Here is a 20,485-nt window from a genome sequence, read left to right on the forward strand (position 1 = left end):
TTAAAAAAGCCTGTAACGTGACGTTACAGGCTTGAAAGATATAAAAATATTTTTTAATGGAATTATCTCACTCCGTGCATCATCTTTTTCAACTTTGGTGTCAATGCGAATAAAATAACAGATGCGATACCACACAATACAACAAATACCATAAAGAATTCGTAAAGATTGTGGATTTCAAAACCAGCAAATACTGGATTTGTAGCACTGATTTGATTATCAGAAAGTAATTTCAATTGCTCAGCTGTTGGCGTTATAGTTTTATCTAAAACTGCCTGTAAATCAATCCCTAATTCCTGTGCTTTTTTAAATTTATCACCCGTTGCCGGTAAAATTGAACCTAAAGTTCCTGATAAAGCATATCCTGCCGCATTAGAAATAAAGAATACTCCGTAAGCCAATGACGCAAAACGTTTTGGTGATAATTTACCTACTAATGACAATCCGATTGGCGATAAACATAATTCACCAAAAGTTTGTATTAGATATAATAAAATCAACCAGTAAATAGCCAACATACCCGAGTTACCCAAATCTTTCACATTATGAGCAATGATAAAATAACTCAAAGCGATTAAAGCCAAACCAATTGATTGCTTTACAGTTGAAATTGGTTCTTTGCCTGATGCTCTCAATTTATCCCATAACAAACTGAATGGGAACGCAAACATAACAACGAATAATCCGTTGAAAATCTGTACCATTGAAGGCGGCATATTCCAACCGAAGAAATTACGGTCTGTCTGGTTATCAGCGATGAATGTCAAAGACGAACCTGCCTGTTCAAACGCCGCCCAGAAGAAGATGATAAAGAATGACATAATGTAGATTACCCAAATACGTTGTGTTTCAACTTTAGTCAAAGTTTTATCTAATAAAATTAATAATGCTAATGAAATACCACTCGCATAAATAATAGGATAAATGATAGTTTTAACTACGTTATCTCCTTCAGTTGTATAATGAAAAGCAAAGAACAATCCAATGAAAACCAAAACAGCAGTCATTAAAGAACCAGCTGTAAAATGTGCTTTTTGAGACTCACCTTCTTCAAAATCCGAAGCATCATGCCCTGAAGGTAATCCTCCAATTGGTTTCCCTTCCGGAGTAACTACATATTTATTTTTAAGAACGTAGAAAACAGTCGTTCCAATCAACATTGCTATTGCAGCTGCCAGGAATCCCCATTTGAACGCATGAATATCTCTGATTCCTCCAGCATCTTTAACATCTCCTAAAATAGGACAGATGAATTGACCTAAGAAAGCACCAATGTTGATACCCATATAGAAAATTGTAAAAGCGGTATCTAATTTGGTTTTTTCCTGCTTTGGATATAAGCTTCCAACCATTGAAGAGATATTTGGCTTGAAGAATCCATTACCAAAAATAATAATCCCTAAAGCAGTCCACATCAATGTTTTAGCCAAATCTAAATTTGATCCAAATACACTAGCACTAAAAAACAACAATAACTGACCAATTGCCATCATTGTTCCACCCAGCATGATACAGTTTCTATTTCCAAAAAAACGGTCAGATATAAACCCTCCCAATAATGGTGTTAAATAACACAACCCAAGGAAACCACCATAAATCAATGAAGCATCAGCTTCTTTCATTAATAATGAATTCACCATAAATAATGTAAGAATCGCCCTCATTCCGTAGAAGTTGAAACGCTCCCACATTTCCGTTCCAAATAACACCCACAATCCTTTAGGATGCCCTTGTTTTGCTGTTTCGCTCATTTTGTATTCTATTTGTTTTTGGTTAGTAATATTTCAATTATAGTTTTTCTTTAATAAAATTTGTCATCTTGGTGTATAACTGCAGACGTGTTTTACCTCCAAAAATACCGTGGTTTTTATCAGGATAAATTGCCCAGTCAAATTGTTTGTTGGCCTGCACTAAAGCCTCAATCATTTTCATAGTGTTTTGCACGTGAACATTATCATCAGCCGATCCGTGAATCAATAAAAAGTTTCCTTTTAATTTACTCACATGATTTATAGGTGAATTATTGTCATAACCTCCTGCATTTTCCTGAGGCGTCTGCATATAACGTTCTGTATAAATGCTGTCATAGTATCTCCAAGAGGTTACCGGCGCTACAGCAATAGCCGTTTTAAACACGTCAGCTCCCTGAAAAATACAGTTAGAAGCCATAAACCCTCCAAACGACCAGCCAAATATACCAATTCTAGATTTATCTACATAAGAATACGTTCCAAATACCTTCGCCGCATCAATTTGATCCTCCACTTCGTACTTACCTAACTCTTTTTGTGTGCATTTTTTAAAGTCGGCTCCTTTGAAACCAGTGCCGCGTCCATCCACACAAGCCACAATATAGCCCTGCTGCGCCAGCATCATAAACCAATAATCATCAGATGCATTCCAGGCATTATCAACCTGCTGTGAACCAGGCCCTGAGTATTGATACATCAATACAGGATATTTTTTGTTAGGATCAAAATCTTTTGGTTTAATCATCCAGGCATTTAACTTATGCCCTTTTTCAGTAGTCAACACAAAGAATTCTTTAGAAGGAAGGTTATAACCTTTTAATTTTTCCTCTAAATTTTCATTGGAAGCGATTACTTTTATCTCCTTACCCGATTTAGTCTCGTGTAACGTATACTTCGGTGCATTTTTAGCACTCGAGAATGAATTAATGAAATATTGGAAATTCGGACTAAAAGTAGCAGCATTAGTTCCTGTTTTAGTTGACAAACGTTTTTTAGCACTTCCGTCTAATTTTATCGCATACACATCACGGTTAATAGAACCGTTTTCAACCGATTGATAATAAATCATTCCGTTTTTTTCATCAAAACCATAATAGTTTGTTACTTCCCAAAGTCCTTTAGTAATCTGTTTTTTAAGTTTCCCTGTTTTGTCATAATGGTAAATATGGTTGTAACCGTCTTTTTCCGAAGTCCAGATAAAACTGTTGTCTTTTAAAAATGTCAGGTTATCAGTCACATCAACATAAGCTTTATCTTTTTCGTTTAAAGCAACTTTTGTTGTACCTGAATTCCCATCAACAAACAACAAATCCAGATTATCCTGATGACGGTTTAACACTTGTGCAGACAAAGTATTTACATCATTAGTCCACTTAATACGAGCTATATAAAAATCATTATACTTATCTAAATTGATTTTTTGAGCAGAACCTGTTTTTACATCATAAACATGCAATGAAACTGCAGCATTTTTCTCTCCTGCCTTAGGATATTTGAAAACATTTTGTGTTGGATACAAACCTTCATTATACATATCCATTGAGAATTGAGGCACATCCGTTTCATCAAAACGAATAAAAGCAATCTTATCTGAACCTGAATTCCAGTCATACGCTTTTACAAAAGAAAACTCTTCTTCATACACCCAATCGGTTACACCGTTAATGATACTGTTTTTCTTGCCATCGGTTGTAATTTGAGTATGTTTTTTTGAAGCAATATCATACACATACAAATTGTTTTGGTATACATAAGCTATTTTAGTTCCGTCAGGAGAAAAAGTAGGCTCCTGTACTTTATAGTCGGCCAACTTTGTTAATGACTTCGAAGCAATATCGTAGATAAAGAAATCGGCTACAAACGAATGACGGAAAATCTGGTCGCTGTTGTTTGCTATCAATAATTTCTTTTCGTCTTTACTGAACGTGTATGAATCGATTCCTTCCAGCTGTTTAAAATCTTTGCTGTCAATTAAAGTTGCCACTTTATTTAGTGTAGCAAAATCATACAAATTGATCTGGGATGATTTTGATGCTTTATCAAAATCCAAAACGGTATATTGATTTGTGTTTTTCATGGCTTCAAGAGCAGTCATTCCCTGCGCCCTGAAAGCTCCTGTCCAAATTTCATCTAAAGTAATTTTTTGTTGACCAATGGCATTGTATGAAGCCAGCAACAACAATAAAAGTAATTTCGATAGTGTTCTCATATTTATATTTATTGTAAAAAATGCTCAATTTTAGTGAAAAAATATCAATTATTCATAAAATACATGCAAAAATAAAAAAACCCCCTCTTAAAATAAATTGCTGTTTTTCCTACATAAATTATCAATTCAATCGAAAAACAACAAAATATTTTTGAAAAAATCATTTTTTTTATTAAATTTCATTAAATAAAGTTTAAAAAACGAACCTGCAGTTTTCTATGCTCAAAAAAATACTCTTCTTATTTTTTATCCATTTTTCGGTAAACTGTCAGGTTTTTGATTTTGAAATATTCAATCAGAAAAATGGCTTACCGTCCTCGACAGTATACGCAATAACACAGGACAGCCGTGATTTGATCTGGATTGGAACTGATGGGGCCGGATTAGTCAGATATGACGGTAAAAACTACGAAGCGATAAACAAATTAGGCGACAAAGAAGGCTTTGCAGTTACCTCTATTGTTGAAGATTCAAACCATAACATTGTTTTTTCCACTCAGGAGGCCGGATTGATAATCTATGACGGACAAAAAATAATAAAGTCTTTCGAAAAAAACAATCACACAATAACCGGTGAATTTGTACAAAAACTTTTCCTGACTCCAAAAGGGGTTTACTGTTTCACAGAAAACGAAATTTTTCTTCTTAAAAAAGACTACTCAATACAATTAATAACCAGAACCAATAAAAAGTACAGCAAAATCAATTCGGTATTTGCCGACAGCTTTCAGAATATATTTATAGGAACTGAAACGGGAATCTTCAAACTAAATAATAATTCCTTATACCCTTTTGAAGAAAAAAAATTAAAAGGGTATAGTTGTGTTACTGAAACAGGAATCAACAGTGCATTTATTGGAAATGATAATGGAGAACTTTATGAATTGATTTCCACAACTAAAAACAATACCATTGTAAATTATCAGGCAACAATTTCATTACCTCACAACAGACCTTTTTCTATCAAGCATCTGATTCAGGAAAAAAAAGGGCAATTCTGGCTTGCCGGTGATTACAAACAAGGGCTTGCACGATATTCAAAGGAACAGACACGCTTTATAAACAGTCATAATGGCTTTAACGGAGAGAATGTCCGCTGTCTTTTTATTGACAAAATAGGGCAGTTTTACTGCGGCACATATGCAACCGGTCTGTTTAAAAGAAAATCACAGGCTTTCTACAACTATAACAACCTTGAACAGATCAACAACCCTTATATTTTTCCTGTTTTAGCTACTCCTGAGGGTCTTTTTGCAGGTGTTCGAAGAGAAGGACTTCATCATTTTGTAACAGACGACAATGATGAACTTCAATTCAATAAAAGCTTTTTACCGGGTCAGGATGCAGTCGCCTTGTATCAAAACCACAAAAAAGAGGTTTTGGTTGGGACAAAACAAGGATTATACAAAATAATCAACAATCAGATTGAAAACATTCCCATTGATGAAAAATACCCGGGCGAACCATCATTAAAAGTTATCCAACAGGATGACCAAAAAAGGTATTTCATCGGTACAACTAAAGGGTTACTAATTCTGGACAAAAACTTTAAATGGATCTCATTTCTCAACAAAACTCAAGGAGAAAAAGAATTCACACATGTCCCCACCTTAGAACAAATAGATAAAAAAAACTGGTATATAGCCACTAACAGAGGTTTATTTCTATTGAATGAAAAGAAACCTAATGAATTTTCCCTTTCTAAAGAAATTCTCCCTGATGCTTTAAACATATCCTGCAAAGACAAATTTGGCACATACTGGTTCTCAAGCTTTAATGCCCTATTTGCTATTTACGATGGAAAAATAAAAAAATATACAACTTCTGAAGGACTTACCTCCGGACTGATTTTTACACTTATTGCTGATAAAACCGGAACCATTTACATGGGTAGTAATTTAGGTTTTGACAAAGTAAAGATTGGCAATAATGGAACTATTCTAAACATTAAACCTTATAATTCAAAAAATGGTTTCAACGGATTGGAAACCAATTTAAGATCGCAGACTATTGATGAAGAAGGAAATATTCTTTTTGGAACAGCAAACGGACTCTACAAATACCTGACCAATTATAAGTCAAAAACGAAAGAAGACACTAAAATCATCATCAAAAGCATTGATGTTTTTAATGAAAAAAGAAACTGGAATACCTTAAACGAGGCCGGCAGTAAATGGTTTAACATTCCTAAAGAAAATTACACTTTCGAATACACCGAAAATCAGTTAACTTTTCAATTTGGTTCAATTAATGACGTTTCCACTAACGATGTTTTGTATTCATATTACTTAGTAGGTGCCGATAACAAATGGTCAAATCCCTCATTGCTCGATGAAGTAACTTATTCCAATTTAAGACACGGAAAATATATTTTCAAGGTAAAACCAGTCGACAGTTTTGGCCGGGAACTAAGTAAGGAAACATCCTATTCATTTGTGATTGATACCCCTTATTATTTTAAATGGTGGTTTTTACTTCCCTTATTCTGTTTTACAGCTTTACTATTCAAACTGATTATTGACAAAACATCGACATACAATAAAGATTTTGTTGTCAATTTTTCAGAAACCAAAGAAAACATAGAAGAAATCAGAAGTTATTTCTTTTTCTTAGGAATTCTGTTTCCGCTGACCGAAGTTTTAAATCTGTTTTTCATTGTACGCCCCAACTCAGAATTGATTATCAATATTGTTCTGGGTACCATTTCGTTTGTAATTTATTTGATTACAAAAAAGAACAATAAGCTGGACCGTTTTCTGTTTCCATTATTTATTATTTTTTTTATAGGCTTTACGATACTTACCATATACAAAACCATTACTTATCCTTTTGACATTATTACATTTTCAGAATTCTTGTTAATCCTTTTTTTCTCTTATAGTGTATTTAAAAATATCAGCCATTATGTCCTGTTTCTAACCTCGGTTTTTATTACACTCTTTATTCTTTTGTTTAACAAAACCGAAGAAAGCAAACAGCTAGTAACATTAATCAACACCTCAATTATAATTTTAGTCATTAATTATGCCCGACGCATTGCCATTTTAAACGCTAATGATAAGATTCTTTTTTCTGACACTATCATCAACAACTCCAATTTACTCACCATAGCCACAGATAATTTTGGGAACCTTACTTTTTGCAGCAAATCCATTGAAAAAATATTAGGTTTCAAACCTGAGGAAGTCATGGGACAAAACTTCTGGAAATTGACTCTGGGAGAAGAATTCAAAGAGATAGACTACAACCTTGTTTTCACACCAAACACTGTTTACACCAGAAAATTACGCTGCAAAAACGGGGAATACAAACACATCCAGTGGATTGACCAAAAGTACAACAACAAATTATTTGTTTCCAACGGCCAGGATGTAACCGAAAAAGTTATAGCAGAAGAACTAATCATTTACAAAAGCGAAATCCTTACCTCGATTGCAAAAACCACAGTCAATTTACTTCAAACTGAAGATATAAACAGTATTTTCCAGGATTCATTGAGTAAAATGGGAGAAGCTACAAAAGTAGACCGTGTTTACTATTTTGAAAATGACATGAAAACCAATTTGATGAGCCAAAAATTTGAATGGACAAGCAAAGAAGAATTAAAAGAAATAGACAATCCGGATTTACAAAACATACCACATGATGCGTTTCCGGAACTTATGGAAGCCATGCTGCTGAACAAACCCTACATGACTCTTACAAAAAATATAGTCAGGGAAGATTTTAAAAAAGTTTTAGAGGAACAGTCTATTTTATCAATTTTAATTTTTCCTTTATTTGTTAAAGAGGTTTTCCGCGGTTTTCTGGGTTTTGACGATTGCTCCAGTGAACGTATCTGGAACAGTGACGAGATTAATATCCTGCAAACATTAACCAACAATATTTCAGCCACCATTGACCGTATCGAAAATGAAAAAACCATAAAGGAAAGCGAGGAAAAATTTAAACTGCTGGCCAACAACATTCCTGCAACGGTTTATCTGGTTAAAAACAATCCGGAAAAAACCAAGTTGTTTTTAAATGATGAAATTGAAAACCTGACCGGTTATCCAAAATCAGATTTCTTTGAAAATAAAATTTCAATGACCAATTTATATCATCCGGAGGATTTAAAAAGAGTCCGCGCAGAAATAAAAAATGCAATTGAAAACCGGAGACCTTTTCAAATAACCTGCAGAATTAAAAGAAAAAATGGAGAATATGTGTGGATTGAAGAATATGGGGAAGGCATCATTCTAAATCAGGAAACAACCTATATTGAAGGTGTAATCATTGACATTACCCAGCGTAAAAAAGCTGAAAATGCTATTAAGGAAAAGGAAATTGCCGAAACTGCCAATCAGGCAAAAACGCAATTCCTTGCCAATATGAGTCACGAAATAAGAACTCCATTAAATGGAATAATTGGTTTCAGCAGTTTATTATCCAAAACAGAATTGTCTTCCATTCAGGAACAATATGTGGCAACTGTGCATCAATCAGCTAATGCGTTGCTTGAAATTGTCAATGACATTCTCGATTTATCAAAAATTGAAGCAGGAAAACTCGAATTATACATTCAAAAAACCAATCTCCTTGAATTAGTATATCAGGTGGTTGACATTATCAAATTTTCTGCGCATCAAAAAGGACTGGATCTTATTATCAACATCAAAGAAGACATACCTTACACCATTTGGATTGATGAAATACGGCTGAAACAGATTTTAATAAATCTGCTGGGAAATGCTATAAAATTTACCACCAAAGGTGAAATCGAATTGAAAGTCAAATTGGTAAAAAAGGAGCTGAATAAATCTGTTTTAAAATTTACCGTAAAAGATACCGGTGTAGGGATAAAACCGGAAAATCAGCATAAAATATTCGAAGCCTTTTCACAGGAAGACAACTCCACTACAAGAAAATATGGTGGCACAGGGCTGGGATTGCCCATCACCAATAGTTTACTCGCGCTAATGGGAAGTAAACTTCAAATCGAAAGCAGTTCACAAGGAAGTACTTTCTTCTTTGAAATAGAAGTGGATGCCGCCTATACCGAAATCGAAAAAAAACTGGAAAACAATACGGTCAAATCCGTTTTACTGCTTGAAGACAACATCAGAAACAGCAAAACCCTAAAAAAATGCTCAATTCACTTAAAATTGACGTAAAAAAAGCCACTGATTTTGATGAGTTTTTTGAAAAGATAAACACAGGCAGTCACTACGATCTGCTTATTCTGGACAATGACGTTATTCAGGAAAAAGATTTGGAAAAAATCATCAGCCATAAAAAAACTGCTGAAAAACCTATTATCATAATGCATAATTCCAATTCGCCTGAACTTGTTTTTTCCAATAAAATAAACATACATACCATTTTGAAACCTATTAAAAAAAATGATTTAATAGATATTTTAAATGAATTAAACAATCCTAAAAAGGAAAATACTGCCATAGAAAACAAAAAAGAAATTGACAGAATAATCAGCATAAACAATCTGAAAATTCTCATTGTGGAAGACAATAAAATCAACATGATGCTTTCCAAAACACTCATCCAAAAAATCATCCCGAACGCAGCGATTCTGGAAGCTGTAAATGGAGCGGAAGCGGTTGATTTATTCGAGAAAAACAATCCGCATATCATTTTCATGGATCTTCAAATGCCTGTCATGAACGGCTATGAGGCAAGTAAAAAAATAAGAGAACAAAACAACGAATGCATTATAATTGCTCTGACTGCAGGGATAATCGACGGAGAAAAAGAAGTTTGTCAAAGCTTTGGCATGAACGACTACATAACCAAACCTATCAATAGGGACATTTTAGAAAGTACTTTAGCAAAATGGGTCAAAACAATTAAATTTTAAATCACCGAAAGCGTATCTTTGCCAAAAAATTAAAAGGAATAATGACCAAAGCAGTTAGCGGATTCTCGAAATTAACAAAGGAAGAAAAAATCAACTGGATTGTTGAAACCCATTTTTCGGATGCAGTAGAAGCAAAAAACATTATCAAACAATACTGGAATAATGACGATGCTTTACAAAAACTGCATGACGAATTTATCGAAAACACCATAACCAACTTTTATCTGCCGCTGGGGGTAGCTCCAAATTTTTCTATCAATGGAAAAAATTACACTATTCCATTTGCTGTAGAAGAAAGTTCGGTTGTTGCGGCTGCAAGTAAAGCGGCAAAATTCTGGGGTAACCGCGGCGGATTTAAAGCTGCAATTATCAATACCGAAAAAATCGGTCAGGTTCACTTTATATACAATGGTGACAAACAAAAATTAGAGCAGTTTTTCACAGAAATAAAACCAAAATTCTTCACAGAAACCGAAAGCATTACTAAAAATATGCAAAAACGCGGTGGCGGAATTTTAAACATTGAGCTTCGTGATAAAACTTCCGATCTGGAAAATTATTACCAGCTTCACGCAACCTTTGAAACCAAAGATTCGATGGGTGCCAACTTCATCAATTCATGTCTGGAGCAATTTGCCAAAACGTTGAAAGAAGAAGCGCAAGATTTTGAAACATTTACTGTAGAAGAAAAAAACATCACTGTCGTGATGAGCATTTTGTCCAATTATGTTCCAAATTGTCTGGTTCGTGCCGAGGTTTCCTGTCCGGTTGAAGAATTGGCTGAAAAACATATTGAAAACCCACAGGAATTTGCTGAAAAATTCGTGCAGGCTGTCCGCATCGCCGAAATAGAACCATATAGAGCAGTTACCCACAACAAAGGTATCATGAACGGTATCGATGCCGTTGTAATTGCTACAGGAAATGATTTTAGAGCGGTAGAAGCCGGAGTTCATGCTTATGCTTCCCGCAAAGGAAAATATTCAAGTTTATCCCATGCAAAGATTGAAAATGGTATTTTCACTTTCTGGATGGAAATTCCGTTGGCTTTGGGAACAGTTGGCGGATTAACCAGCTTACATCCGCTAGTGAAAGTGGCACTGGAAATGCTTGAAAAACCAAGTGCACAAGAACTGATGCAGATTGTAGCCGTTGCCGGATTAGCACAAAATTTTGCCGCGTTGCGCAGTTTGACTACAACCGGAATTCAGCAGGGGCATATGAAAATGCATTTGATGAATATTTTAAACCAGTTTAATGCTACTGAGGAAGAACGCAGACAAGTGGTAAAACATTTTGAAAAAAATACAGTTACCCATAGTGCTGTGGTGGATTATTTAGCAAAATTACGTAACTAAGACACTTTATAAAAATGATACAATTTAAATCATTACTCTTCTTTTTGGCTTTTAGTGTAAAAATTTTCAGCCAGATTAATTACGGTTCAAATAATGGGAATTTTTTAACGATAAAAGGAACCAAAATTTACTATGAAGAATATGGAAAAGGCATGCCTCTTTTGTTAATTCACGGAGGGTTTGGGAGTATTTCCGATTATGAAAATGTCATCCCGAAACTTTCGGAAAAATATAGGGTAATAGCTGCAGACGCACCAGGTTTAGGTCGTTCTGAATATGCCGAAAGTAAATTAAGTTATAAGCTGCTAGCCGAATACCAGTCAGAAATTATAGATAAATTAAAACTTGACAGCTTATACGTTTTGGGCTGGAGTGATGGAGCTGTTACCGGTCTAATCTTAACCAAAAACAGACAGGATAAAGTAAAAAAGCTAATCATATCAGGAGCGAATTATAAAGCTGATGCTGCAAAAAACATCTCTGAAATTAAAAACTGGGGAAACACCAATTGGATTGAAAAAAACTGGCCAAGATGGGTTGAAAATTATATCAAAAAAACGCCTTCAAAAGATTGGAAAAGATATGTAAATGAAATCAATCAGATGTGGTTTGAAGAACAATATTTTCCAAAAAGTGATTTGGAAAGCATAAAAACACCAACTTTAATAGTATACGGTGACAATGACATGTACACCCTTGAACATGGACTGGAAATCCGAAATGCAATTAAAAACAGTCAGTTTTGTGTCATTCCGAATTGCTCACATGATGTTTTTATTGAAAAACCGGATTTGATTAATCAGATTTCAATTGATTTTTTACAATAAATGAAACAAACCTTTTACAGTAACGGTAAACTATTAATAACAGGGGAATATGTAGTACTTGATGGTGCTCAGGCATTTGCCCTGCCCACAAAATTCGGACAGAATCTGATTGTAGAAAAAAGTGAGTCAGAAAACACTTTTCAATGGACAAGTTTTGATAGTGACAACAGTATCTGGTTTGAAAGTGAATTCAGCTTTGAAGATGTTTTCCAAAAAAGTGAATTTGAAGACAGCAAAATCAAAACTACTCTGATTGAAATTTTACATCATGCACATTTGCTCAATCCTGAGTTTTTAAAAAACGGCACTGGATTCAAAATTACAACCCAACTCACCTTCCCTAAATTTTGGGGACTGGGTACTTCTTCAACCTTAATAAACAATATAGCCCAATGGCTGGAGATTGACGCTTTTACATTGCTTAAAAACAGTTTTGGAGGCAGTGGTTATGATATCGCCTGCGCGCAAAACAACTCTCCTATTATTTATCAATTAATCAATGAAGTCCCAAAAATAACACCTGTACTGTTCAATCCTGATTTTAACGATAAAATTTATTTTGTTTATCTGAATCAAAAACAAAGCAGCAAAACTGCCATTTCCAATTATTACAACAAACAGGCAAATATTCAAAAAGTAATTCCCGTTATTGATAAAATCACTAATACAGTTATTCATGCCACCGAGCCAAAAACCTTTGCTCAGGCATTACAGCAACATGAAATTGAAATGAGTAATGTTTTGGAAAGCGAAACTGTCAAAGAAGTCCTTTTTACCGATTTTAAAGGCGTAATAAAAAGCCTTGGCGCCTGGGGCGGAGATTTTGTATTGGCAATTTCAACAGAAGATCCCACTGCATATTTTAAAGAAAAAGGGTATAAAGTAATCATACCATATAAAGAAATGATTTTATAAATCAGTCCGCTTATTAATTTCCTTCAAGATAATAACAACAAAAAAGCCTTGCAATTGCAAGGCTTTAATTTTTTGAAACAAATTCTTAATTGAATTGTGCTCTGTTATCTTTAATATCAGCATCACGCTTTAAGATGTAAAACAATCTGTTTGCAGCAGAACCTTTAGTTTGTCCGTTTACTCTGGAAACAACATCTTTAAAATCTTTTGCAGCTGGTGCTTTTGCAGTTGATTTTACTTTAATTTTGAAAACTCCTGAATTACCCGCAATAGTTTTAGAAACCACACCAGGTTTTAAAGAGAAAGCAGCTCCTACTACTTTTGGTTCCGGACCTACTGATTCGATAAATGAACCTGCAGCAACAACATCTTTCGCTTCTTTCACAGGTGAACCTGTAGCTTTTGAAACAGCTTCTAAAGTAGCACCTGTCATTTTAGCTTCAATCAGTTTTGCTTTTTTCTCATTCATTAATTTGAAGCCAAACATGTTTTTAGCTTCAGCAACCGGCATTAAACCTGCATCGTTAACTGTTTTAACTTTTGCAATCACATGCCCGTTAGGAGTCTGAAAACGTTTTACATCGTCTTTACCTGCAGTAAATGCCCAACGAACAATTTCTCTTTGTGGTCCTACTCCTTGGATATTTTCGTCTAAAGCAAAAATTCTAGACGCCGGAGCAACAGTTAATTTTTGTGCTTTAGCAGCTGCCTCAAAACCTTTTTCATTTGCTAAGATTTCAAATTGAGAAGCTTTTGTAAACGCTGCATCACTTGTAGCTTCAGAAGACATAATTTTTTGAGCAATAGTTGCCAAACGGATTCCGTCCTGCTTATCAGTAACCTGAATTACATGGAAACCAAATTCAGTTTCAACAACACCGATTTTTCCAACTGCATTTCCAAAAACAAAGTTTTCAAAGTTTTTAGTCATTTGTCCTTTTGAAAAATAACCTAAATCACCTCCCTGTTGTTTTGAAGTATCATCAGAGTTTGTCATAGCCAACATTGCAAATGATCCTGGATTAGCCTGAGCCTGTACCAATAATTCATTAGCTTTAGCTTTAGCCTCTTCTTTTGATCTGCTTGCCTGAGGTCCTGCAGAACCTTTATATGATAATAAGATATGGCTTGCTTTAGCATTGATACCTGATTTTTTACCTAATGATTTAGAAATACAGTAGTAATCTCCAAAAACATATGGTCCGTAAGTACCTCCCTGCGGCGTATTGAATAACGCTTCCGAATGGTCAACCGGCAAATCTTTCTTAGCAATATAAGTAGAATCGTATTTAATATCTGAATTTGCGTTTACAAACTCAATTACATTTGCAGTATTGCGGAAACCTGCAACTGTATCGTTTTTACCTGTTTTAGAATTATAAACAACAGAAGCATTCATTAAAGCATTAACTTTATCCTTAACTGCTTTTTCATCAGCCGGAGATGGTTTATCTTCAATTAACACATATTCAATTTCACGTGAAGCTTCGGCTTTATACTTTTTCTCATTCTTTTTCATATAAGCAATCACTTCCTCATCAGTCAATTCTACTTTTTTATCTTCAATAGTAGTATAAGGAACAGAAACAACATCAAAAGTCACCTTGTTGTTTTCAAGCTCGTAATTGAATTTACCTTCAGCCTGAGTGGTATAATAACCCGCTTTAATCATTGAGTTGTACATTTGCTCTTTAGCAAACTGTGCAACAGAACTCTCGTAATTCAACCATTGATTCCATGATTCAGGTTGTTTTTTCATTGAATTTAAAAACTCATTGAATTTTGCCTTATCAAATTTTCCGGCAGCATTTAAAAACTGTGGATTTTGAGCAAACTGAGGATCTTCTTTAATAACATTGATTAATTGATCATCTGCAACACGCAAGCCTGTTTTTTCAAACTGTTCACCTAACAATATTTTTCTGATTTCCTGCTCCCAGACACCATTAGTAGCTTGAGTTAAAGACATCCCTTGTTGGCCTTTTTGCATTACATCGACTTTGTTTCTAAAATCTTCAAAAGAAACATCAACTCCATTTATTGTCCCAGCATTTCTTGAAGCAAACAACGAAGTACCATTTTCAATTAATGCTCCAATAATGAATGCCAATAGCGATAATCCAACGATTACAGCAACCAATAAAGAACGCTGTCTAATTTTTGATAAAACTGCCATTTTATATATACATTTTTTAAATTCAGTTGGCGAAAATACAATTATCTATGAAATAATAAAATAGGTTCGCTTTTATTTTAAAAGAAAGTTTAAATTTTTATTGATTGTTATTGCGATCTTCAAATTTCTTTGCGAATTTTCTACGAAAGAAAAACATTGCAACAGCACCTAAACCCAAAATCAAACTCAGATAAGGAGTGTCTGTCCCCGAATTCATTTTTGAAAACGCATCGTAAAACAAAAATGCAGCTGCAATTAAATAAGCATACTGCGTGTATTTCATATAAGCCATAATTATTTTTTTTATAAACTATAATTACCTTGGATCTGTTGTGTATCCAAGAATTTAAAATCTTTACTAAAATCTATTCCTACCCCATTTATCACACTGCCTCTGTCATTAAAACGGTAAGGTTTTTGAGTAAAAAACCATTCGTTCTTCTGATCATAATACAATTGTTCTGTCTCCAGTTTTTTCCCGTCATGCGTGGTGATGATCACCTGATCACGCAGTTCGATTATACTTGAGGCCGAATAGGAGATTGCATATTTTGAAGTCACAAAACTTTTATTTCCCAAATCATCGTAAACAGTAAGATCAATACCCTTGGGAAATTCATTGAACGGAAAATCAGCAGTGGAAAAATCCAGCATCTGCGGAGAAACCAACACTGCCTTTATCTTGCCCGAATCCGTATATTTCAAATTAAAATCCTGAGCCTCACCTACCGGACTGATTTCGGTAATATTAATTTTTCTGACTTCGTTAATATTATTTTCACAAGAAACAAGAAAAAGTGCCGCCACGGTAAGCAGCATCACTTTTTTTGTTTTTGTATTTTTAAAAAAATATAACATTAATCATATTTACGTTTCACAAACCATCTGTCGCTGAACGATAGTCCAAAAGAAAAATTCATGTAATTCTCCTGTACCAAACCTGAATTGACAGTTCCTTTTCTTCCAAGTTCAAACCCAACATTTATATTAGAAAAACTCCCTCCCAAAGGAAAACCTAAACCACATGTCAGAGCTTTATCCAATATTGAAATATTATTCACTACCAGTCCTGTATTTTCATATCTCAACCCCGCTCTGTATGTAATTCTGTCAAAATAATTTGAAAATGAATTGTATTTAGGAATATAATATCCCCCTAAAGCAAATTTTACCGAAGTTTCATAAGTGGTTCCATCACCTTTGTCGATATCCAAATCCCCTTTGGATAAAAAAGACGATTCAAAACCTACAAACCATTTTTTCTCAGAACCAATTCCTGAACCAAAAGTAAATTTAGAAGGCAATTTCAGTCTTGTATTATCCACTTCAACTTCCTCTTTATCAAAAACAATAACTGTACCATTTATAATGGCAGCCTTACCTATTTCTCTGGTATTATCCGTCACCAGATTAGTTCTTGTAGTAAACGTTGCAGAATTTATAAAATCAAGCTTTCTGATTTTTGTTTTATAGATACCTCCAAAATTAAATCCAACTCCTCCGATTTTTGAAACATTATTTTCATTAATTCCATTCTGGACATTTTTTTGAAAATACGATACATTTCTTTCAATTTTTCCGAATGAATAATCCAATCCTGCACCAAAACTGAACTTAGGCGTTATTTGATACCCGGCAGAGACAAACGCTTTATTCAAACCGCCCATTCCATCGTATTTATACACATCAGTATCTGTTTCCTTAATTATTTTATATCCTACAAAGGAATAAGGAAGCAAACCAAGACTCATTGACAGTTTACCGGTTGGAAAAGTCATTGCCAAATAATCTAAAGTTGTTCTTTGTGCCTTTTGCGTATCTATATCCGTTGTAATCTTAGTAGGAGAAAAAGTTCCTGCAACCGAAAATGTTGTATATCTGATTGAATTTAAAGCGGCAGGATTTTGAAGATTAATATGAATACTGTCATTTAATATTCCCACGCTACCCATTGATCTGTTTTCTACACTCCCTTTAAATTTAACATCACCTATACCGTGGTATGAATAAGGAGAAGCTGTACCTTCCTGTGCAATTGTCTGTAATGAAAAAAGGAATATGCTTCCTAAAATTATTTTCTTAATCATTTTTGATTTGATATTGATATAATAAATTCAAACTTTCCAGCAGGAAATTTGAATTGGCAAATATGGTATTTTTTAATCGTTTAGCCAAAAAATTAGCATCGCCGCCAGTTAAAATTATGATAAAGTTTTCTTTTTGGGATTTTAAAGCATCAATATACCCGTCAATTTCAAAAGTCAAACCATTAATTACGCCTGAATGCATTGACTGCTCTGTCGAATTTCCTACAACATGTTCAGGCTCTTCAATGGTCAGCATTGGCAGTTTAGCAGTATAATTATGCATTGCTTCATAACGGAGACGCAGTCCCGGAGAAATCGCGCCGCCATGATATACATTATTACTGTCGGTAAAATCATAAGTTACACATGTTCCCGCATCAATTATCAATCTGTTTTTATCCGGGTACTGCAAAACAGCTCCGGCTGTCAAAACCATCCTGTCAATACCAAGTGTATCCGGAGTTGCGTATTTATTATTAAAAGGAAATGGCTTTTCTCGGTCGATAATATAAATTTTCACCCTGTCAGCGAATATATTTAAGGCTCCATTTTCCAGTTTTCCCACCGAAGCAACAACCAAAACAGAAATTTTTTCAAATTTTTTTAAAATTTTTTCGACTGAATTTTCAAGTTCTGAAAGCAAAAAAATATCTTTTTCCAGCAATCTATCATACTCAAATACAGCACTTTTAATTTGTGTGTTCCCCACATCAACGGTTAAAATCATATTTACAAATATTGATTTTGCTAAGGTACAAATAGATTTTTTTAAAAAAATGTTTTGGATAAATGAAAAATGGTTCTATATTTGCACCCGCAATCAGCAAGCAATTAAGCGCTACTGAGAGCAAAACAAAAGAAGGTACCTTAGCTCAGTTGGTAGAGCAACGGACTGAAAATCCGTGTGTCCCTGGTTCGATTCCTGGAGGTACCACTTAAAACCGCTCTTTGAGCGGTTTTTTTGTTTAATACTACTTTTATTACACAAAAAACGATAATATATATTTTTAAACCTCTTGATTTTTGTTTTTTGTAACTTTATCACTATCAAATGATTAAGGTTATGAAGAATATAATTATCTCTAATTTTCACCCTATTTTAGTAGGCAACCTAATCAACCAGACTAAGCTTAACCAATACACTAAGTTCCTTTACCATCACTTTCAAAACCATCCGGTCAAAGAGAGCATGGGAGTTTTTGAACAGGAAAGCGGTGAAGAATTTATTTCTTTTGAGACCGTTTCAGCCCATGTTGACAAATATGCAATTGGCTTTGAAAATATAAACAGCAGGCAGGCACTTATTTTTGAAGAAGTAGAAAGTTTCATCGAAAATGATATGCAGAATATTTCTCCCAAAGAATACATATTCCCTGTAGACTTTGAAATCCATTCAGGCAGCTCATTCGGGCCAAAAATTGAAATGCGGATGGACTGGTTCAGAAGGAAAATGAGAAAAGTTTTTGATGAATTCTATACTTATACCCATGAAAAGCCTGAAAATTTAATCCATGTAACCTGTTCGGGTTATTCCTCCCCTAGTCTGGCACAGGAAGCAGTTATCAAACGCAGATGGGAAAATGTTCAGGTAACCCACTCTTATCATATGGGATGCTATGGCGCATTTCCTGCAATAAGAACAGGGTATTCACTTCTTCAAGGCAGTAAAACAAATGGCAGAGTTGACATTATCCATACAGAACTGCTTTCCGCACATTTGAATCTCACTGAATACTCACCCTCCAACACCATGATTTGCTCACTTTTTGCAGACGGATTCATAGGTTATTCACTTTACGAGGAAGATTCATTTTACAACAGTAATGAAGTAAAAGAAAAAAGCGGATTAAAAATTCTGGCCTCACATGAAGTAATTATTCCGGACTCACTGGAGGATATGTCCTGGGATTTAGGAGAATACAGTTTCCTTATGACATTATCCAAACGTGTTCCTGTTTTTATACGAAAAAACATAAAAGGCTTCATGCATGCTCTTTGCGAAAAAATACACTTGAATTTTGACGACATTAAATCTGAAATCATTTTCGCAATTCATCCCGGCGGTCCTAAAATAATAGACTATGTGGTAGAGGAATTGGGTTTAAATTTAGGGCAGGCAAAATGGTCTTACGAAATATTAAGACAACAAGGCAACATGTCTTCTGCCACTGTACCGCATATTCTAAATGAAATCATAAAAGACAAAAGTATAGCGCCGGAAACCAAAATTATTGCAATTGCATTTGGCCCCGGACTTACTGCAACCGGATTGATCGCTGAAAAAGTATAACCTCTAATTAAATTTAGTTACTTCAAATAGTACTTGTATTGTTAAAAATGTTAAATAAATACTTTTTTCTTATTAATTTTTTAATAATATTTAATTTTAAATCGCAATAATGAACTTCTATTGTTTTTGTGATAAAATACTGACAATTCAACAAAATACCTCTTATTGTCATTTTATAATACCACCTCAACACACAATTGTTTTATTTTTTTCTTTAATCTAATTAATTCATCAATGTTTAAAATCAAAAGCATTTTAAACCCCAGATTACATTAATTAATCCTACTTCCTGATAATGGTCTTAAATGATATTATTATGGAAAAATTTATCCTTTTAAACAAAAAGGGGAAGGGACGGCTTTTGTCTTCTTTTTCCTGTTGTAGAAGCAAAAAACTTTTACAGTTTGTATTTTCTTTCTTTGTATTATTAACGGGTAACAGTGCCTTTTCCCAGCTAGTGGGAGATGCCACTGTCAAAGCTAATTTTGGTGTTGAAGCTGACGTATATGCTAACCAGCTTCAATTCCCAAACTCTGACATACCACCAGTTCCTCTACCTTCAGCAATAGGTACAGATGATTGGTTTGTGGATCCTATTTTATTTCCCGGCTCCGGCAAAGGGGTAATAGATCAGTCAAATGCAGCGGCCATTGAGGCCACTATACTGGCAACTCCAAAATACAACTATGCATTTGAATTAAGACAATCTGTCACAACCCCTACTTTCCCCTTTCCTTATCCAATTGTGGACGGCTATTTATGGCTTGACTCGGTTTATGGGAGAGACAATATAAGTGGCCAAGGGGAAAATGATTTAAGTATCTTTTCTGGCACAAAAGACAAAAATTCAGACAATCCTAATACTTGGAATTTAGGAATTGGAAGTATCCCACAAAAAGATGACATAGTTGATGTCTATGCACATCTAAGAGGTGAAGGCCCAAAAGAACCAACTGGCTTAGACCCAAGACCTTTTACTACCCTGTGGGCTTTTGCTGGCGGTTCCTTAAGAGACACC

14 protein-coding genes and 1 tRNA gene are annotated in these 20,485 nt (G+C 34.5%); 8 read left to right on the forward strand and 7 right to left on the reverse strand.

From position 1 onward, the window contains the following. Window positions 1-62 precede the first annotated feature (62 nt). Together EZM65_RS14890 and EZM65_RS14895 are read right to left on the reverse strand one after the other, a co-directional pair. The gene (locus EZM65_RS14890) at window positions 63-1,751 is read right to left on the reverse strand and encodes a peptide MFS transporter (RefSeq protein ID WP_136669355.1); all 1,689 of its coding nucleotides are present in this window, start codon (window positions 1,749-1,751) and stop codon (window positions 63-65) included. 37 nt (window positions 1,752-1,788) lie between these two features. Beyond that, on the reverse strand, window positions 1,789-3,960 hold the full coding sequence (locus EZM65_RS14895; RefSeq protein WP_136669356.1) for a S9 family peptidase: 2,172 nt from the start codon (window positions 3,958-3,960) through the stop codon (window positions 1,789-1,791). Window positions 3,961-4,178: 218 nt separating this feature from the next. Here EZM65_RS14895 and EZM65_RS14900 point away from each other — a divergent pair, with 218 nt between their 5' ends. From EZM65_RS14900 to EZM65_RS14920, 5 genes are read left to right on the forward strand one after another with little or no spacing between them, the layout of a single operon-like run. Further along, window positions 4,179-9,113, forward strand: coding sequence for a PAS domain S-box protein (locus EZM65_RS14900; RefSeq protein WP_136669357.1), 4,935 nt, complete (start codon window positions 4,179-4,181; stop codon window positions 9,111-9,113). Continuing rightward, the gene (locus tag EZM65_RS14905) at window positions 9,086-9,814 is read left to right on the forward strand and encodes a response regulator (RefSeq protein ID WP_136669358.1); all 729 of its coding nucleotides are present in this window, start codon (window positions 9,086-9,088) and stop codon (window positions 9,812-9,814) included. Before EZM65_RS14900 ends, EZM65_RS14905 begins: the two co-directional genes overlap by 28 nt. Window positions 9,815-9,828: 14 nt before the next feature. After that, window positions 9,829-11,172, forward strand: a complete 1,344-nt coding sequence (locus EZM65_RS14910) for a hydroxymethylglutaryl-CoA reductase, degradative (RefSeq protein WP_256371349.1) — start codon at window positions 9,829-9,831, stop codon at window positions 11,170-11,172. 14 nt (window positions 11,173-11,186) lie between these two features. Beyond that, window positions 11,187-11,999, forward strand: coding sequence for an alpha/beta fold hydrolase (locus tag EZM65_RS14915; RefSeq protein ID WP_136669360.1), 813 nt, complete (start codon window positions 11,187-11,189; stop codon window positions 11,997-11,999). Further along, complete coding sequence (locus EZM65_RS14920; RefSeq protein WP_136669361.1) at window positions 12,000-12,914, forward strand: GYDIA family GHMP kinase; 915 nt, start codon at window positions 12,000-12,002, stop codon at window positions 12,912-12,914. A gap of 85 nt (window positions 12,915-12,999) precedes the next feature. Here the strand turns inward: EZM65_RS14920 and EZM65_RS14925 are convergent, their stop codons facing one another. From EZM65_RS14925 to EZM65_RS14945, 5 genes are all read right to left on the reverse strand, one after another. Then, the gene (locus EZM65_RS14925; RefSeq protein WP_136669362.1) at window positions 13,000-15,090 is read right to left on the reverse strand and encodes a peptidylprolyl isomerase; all 2,091 of its coding nucleotides are present in this window, start codon (window positions 15,088-15,090) and stop codon (window positions 13,000-13,002) included. Between the two features lie 97 nt (window positions 15,091-15,187). Beyond that, complete coding sequence (locus tag EZM65_RS14930) at window positions 15,188-15,382, reverse strand: hypothetical protein (RefSeq protein WP_136669363.1); 195 nt, start codon at window positions 15,380-15,382, stop codon at window positions 15,188-15,190. A gap of 11 nt (window positions 15,383-15,393) precedes the next feature. Next, the gene (gene lptC, locus EZM65_RS14935; RefSeq protein WP_248574885.1) at window positions 15,394-15,909 is read right to left on the reverse strand and encodes an LPS export ABC transporter periplasmic protein LptC; all 516 of its coding nucleotides are present in this window, start codon (window positions 15,907-15,909) and stop codon (window positions 15,394-15,396) included. Window positions 15,910-15,947: 38 nt separating this feature from the next. After that, a complete protein-coding gene (locus EZM65_RS14940) occupies window positions 15,948-17,177 on the reverse strand; it encodes a hypothetical protein (RefSeq protein WP_136669365.1) in 1,230 nt (409 codons plus the stop codon). Then, the gene (locus EZM65_RS14945) at window positions 17,170-17,904 is read right to left on the reverse strand and encodes a type III pantothenate kinase (RefSeq protein WP_136669366.1); all 735 of its coding nucleotides are present in this window, start codon (window positions 17,902-17,904) and stop codon (window positions 17,170-17,172) included. Before EZM65_RS14945 ends, EZM65_RS14940 begins: the two co-directional genes overlap by 8 nt. A 134-nt stretch (window positions 17,905-18,038) precedes the next feature. Between EZM65_RS14945 and EZM65_RS14950 the strand changes: the two genes are divergently transcribed. From EZM65_RS14950 to EZM65_RS14960, 3 genes are all read left to right on the forward strand, one after another. After that, a tRNA-Phe gene (locus EZM65_RS14950) sits at window positions 18,039-18,111 on the forward strand. A 129-nt stretch (window positions 18,112-18,240) separates the two neighbouring features. After that, the gene (locus EZM65_RS14955; protein WP_169051722.1) at window positions 18,241-19,467 is read left to right on the forward strand and encodes a 3-oxoacyl-[acyl-carrier-protein] synthase III C-terminal domain-containing protein; all 1,227 of its coding nucleotides are present in this window, start codon (window positions 18,241-18,243) and stop codon (window positions 19,465-19,467) included. Between the two features lie 316 nt (window positions 19,468-19,783). After that, window positions 19,784-20,485, forward strand: a 702-nt coding sequence (locus EZM65_RS14960; RefSeq protein ID WP_211196231.1) for a hypothetical protein, incomplete at its 3' end; no start/stop codon positions are given.

Origin of the sequence: Flavobacterium sp. H122, from assembly GCF_004959765.1 — a bacterium.
Taxonomy (GTDB): Bacteria; Bacteroidota; Bacteroidia; order Flavobacteriales; family Flavobacteriaceae; genus Flavobacterium.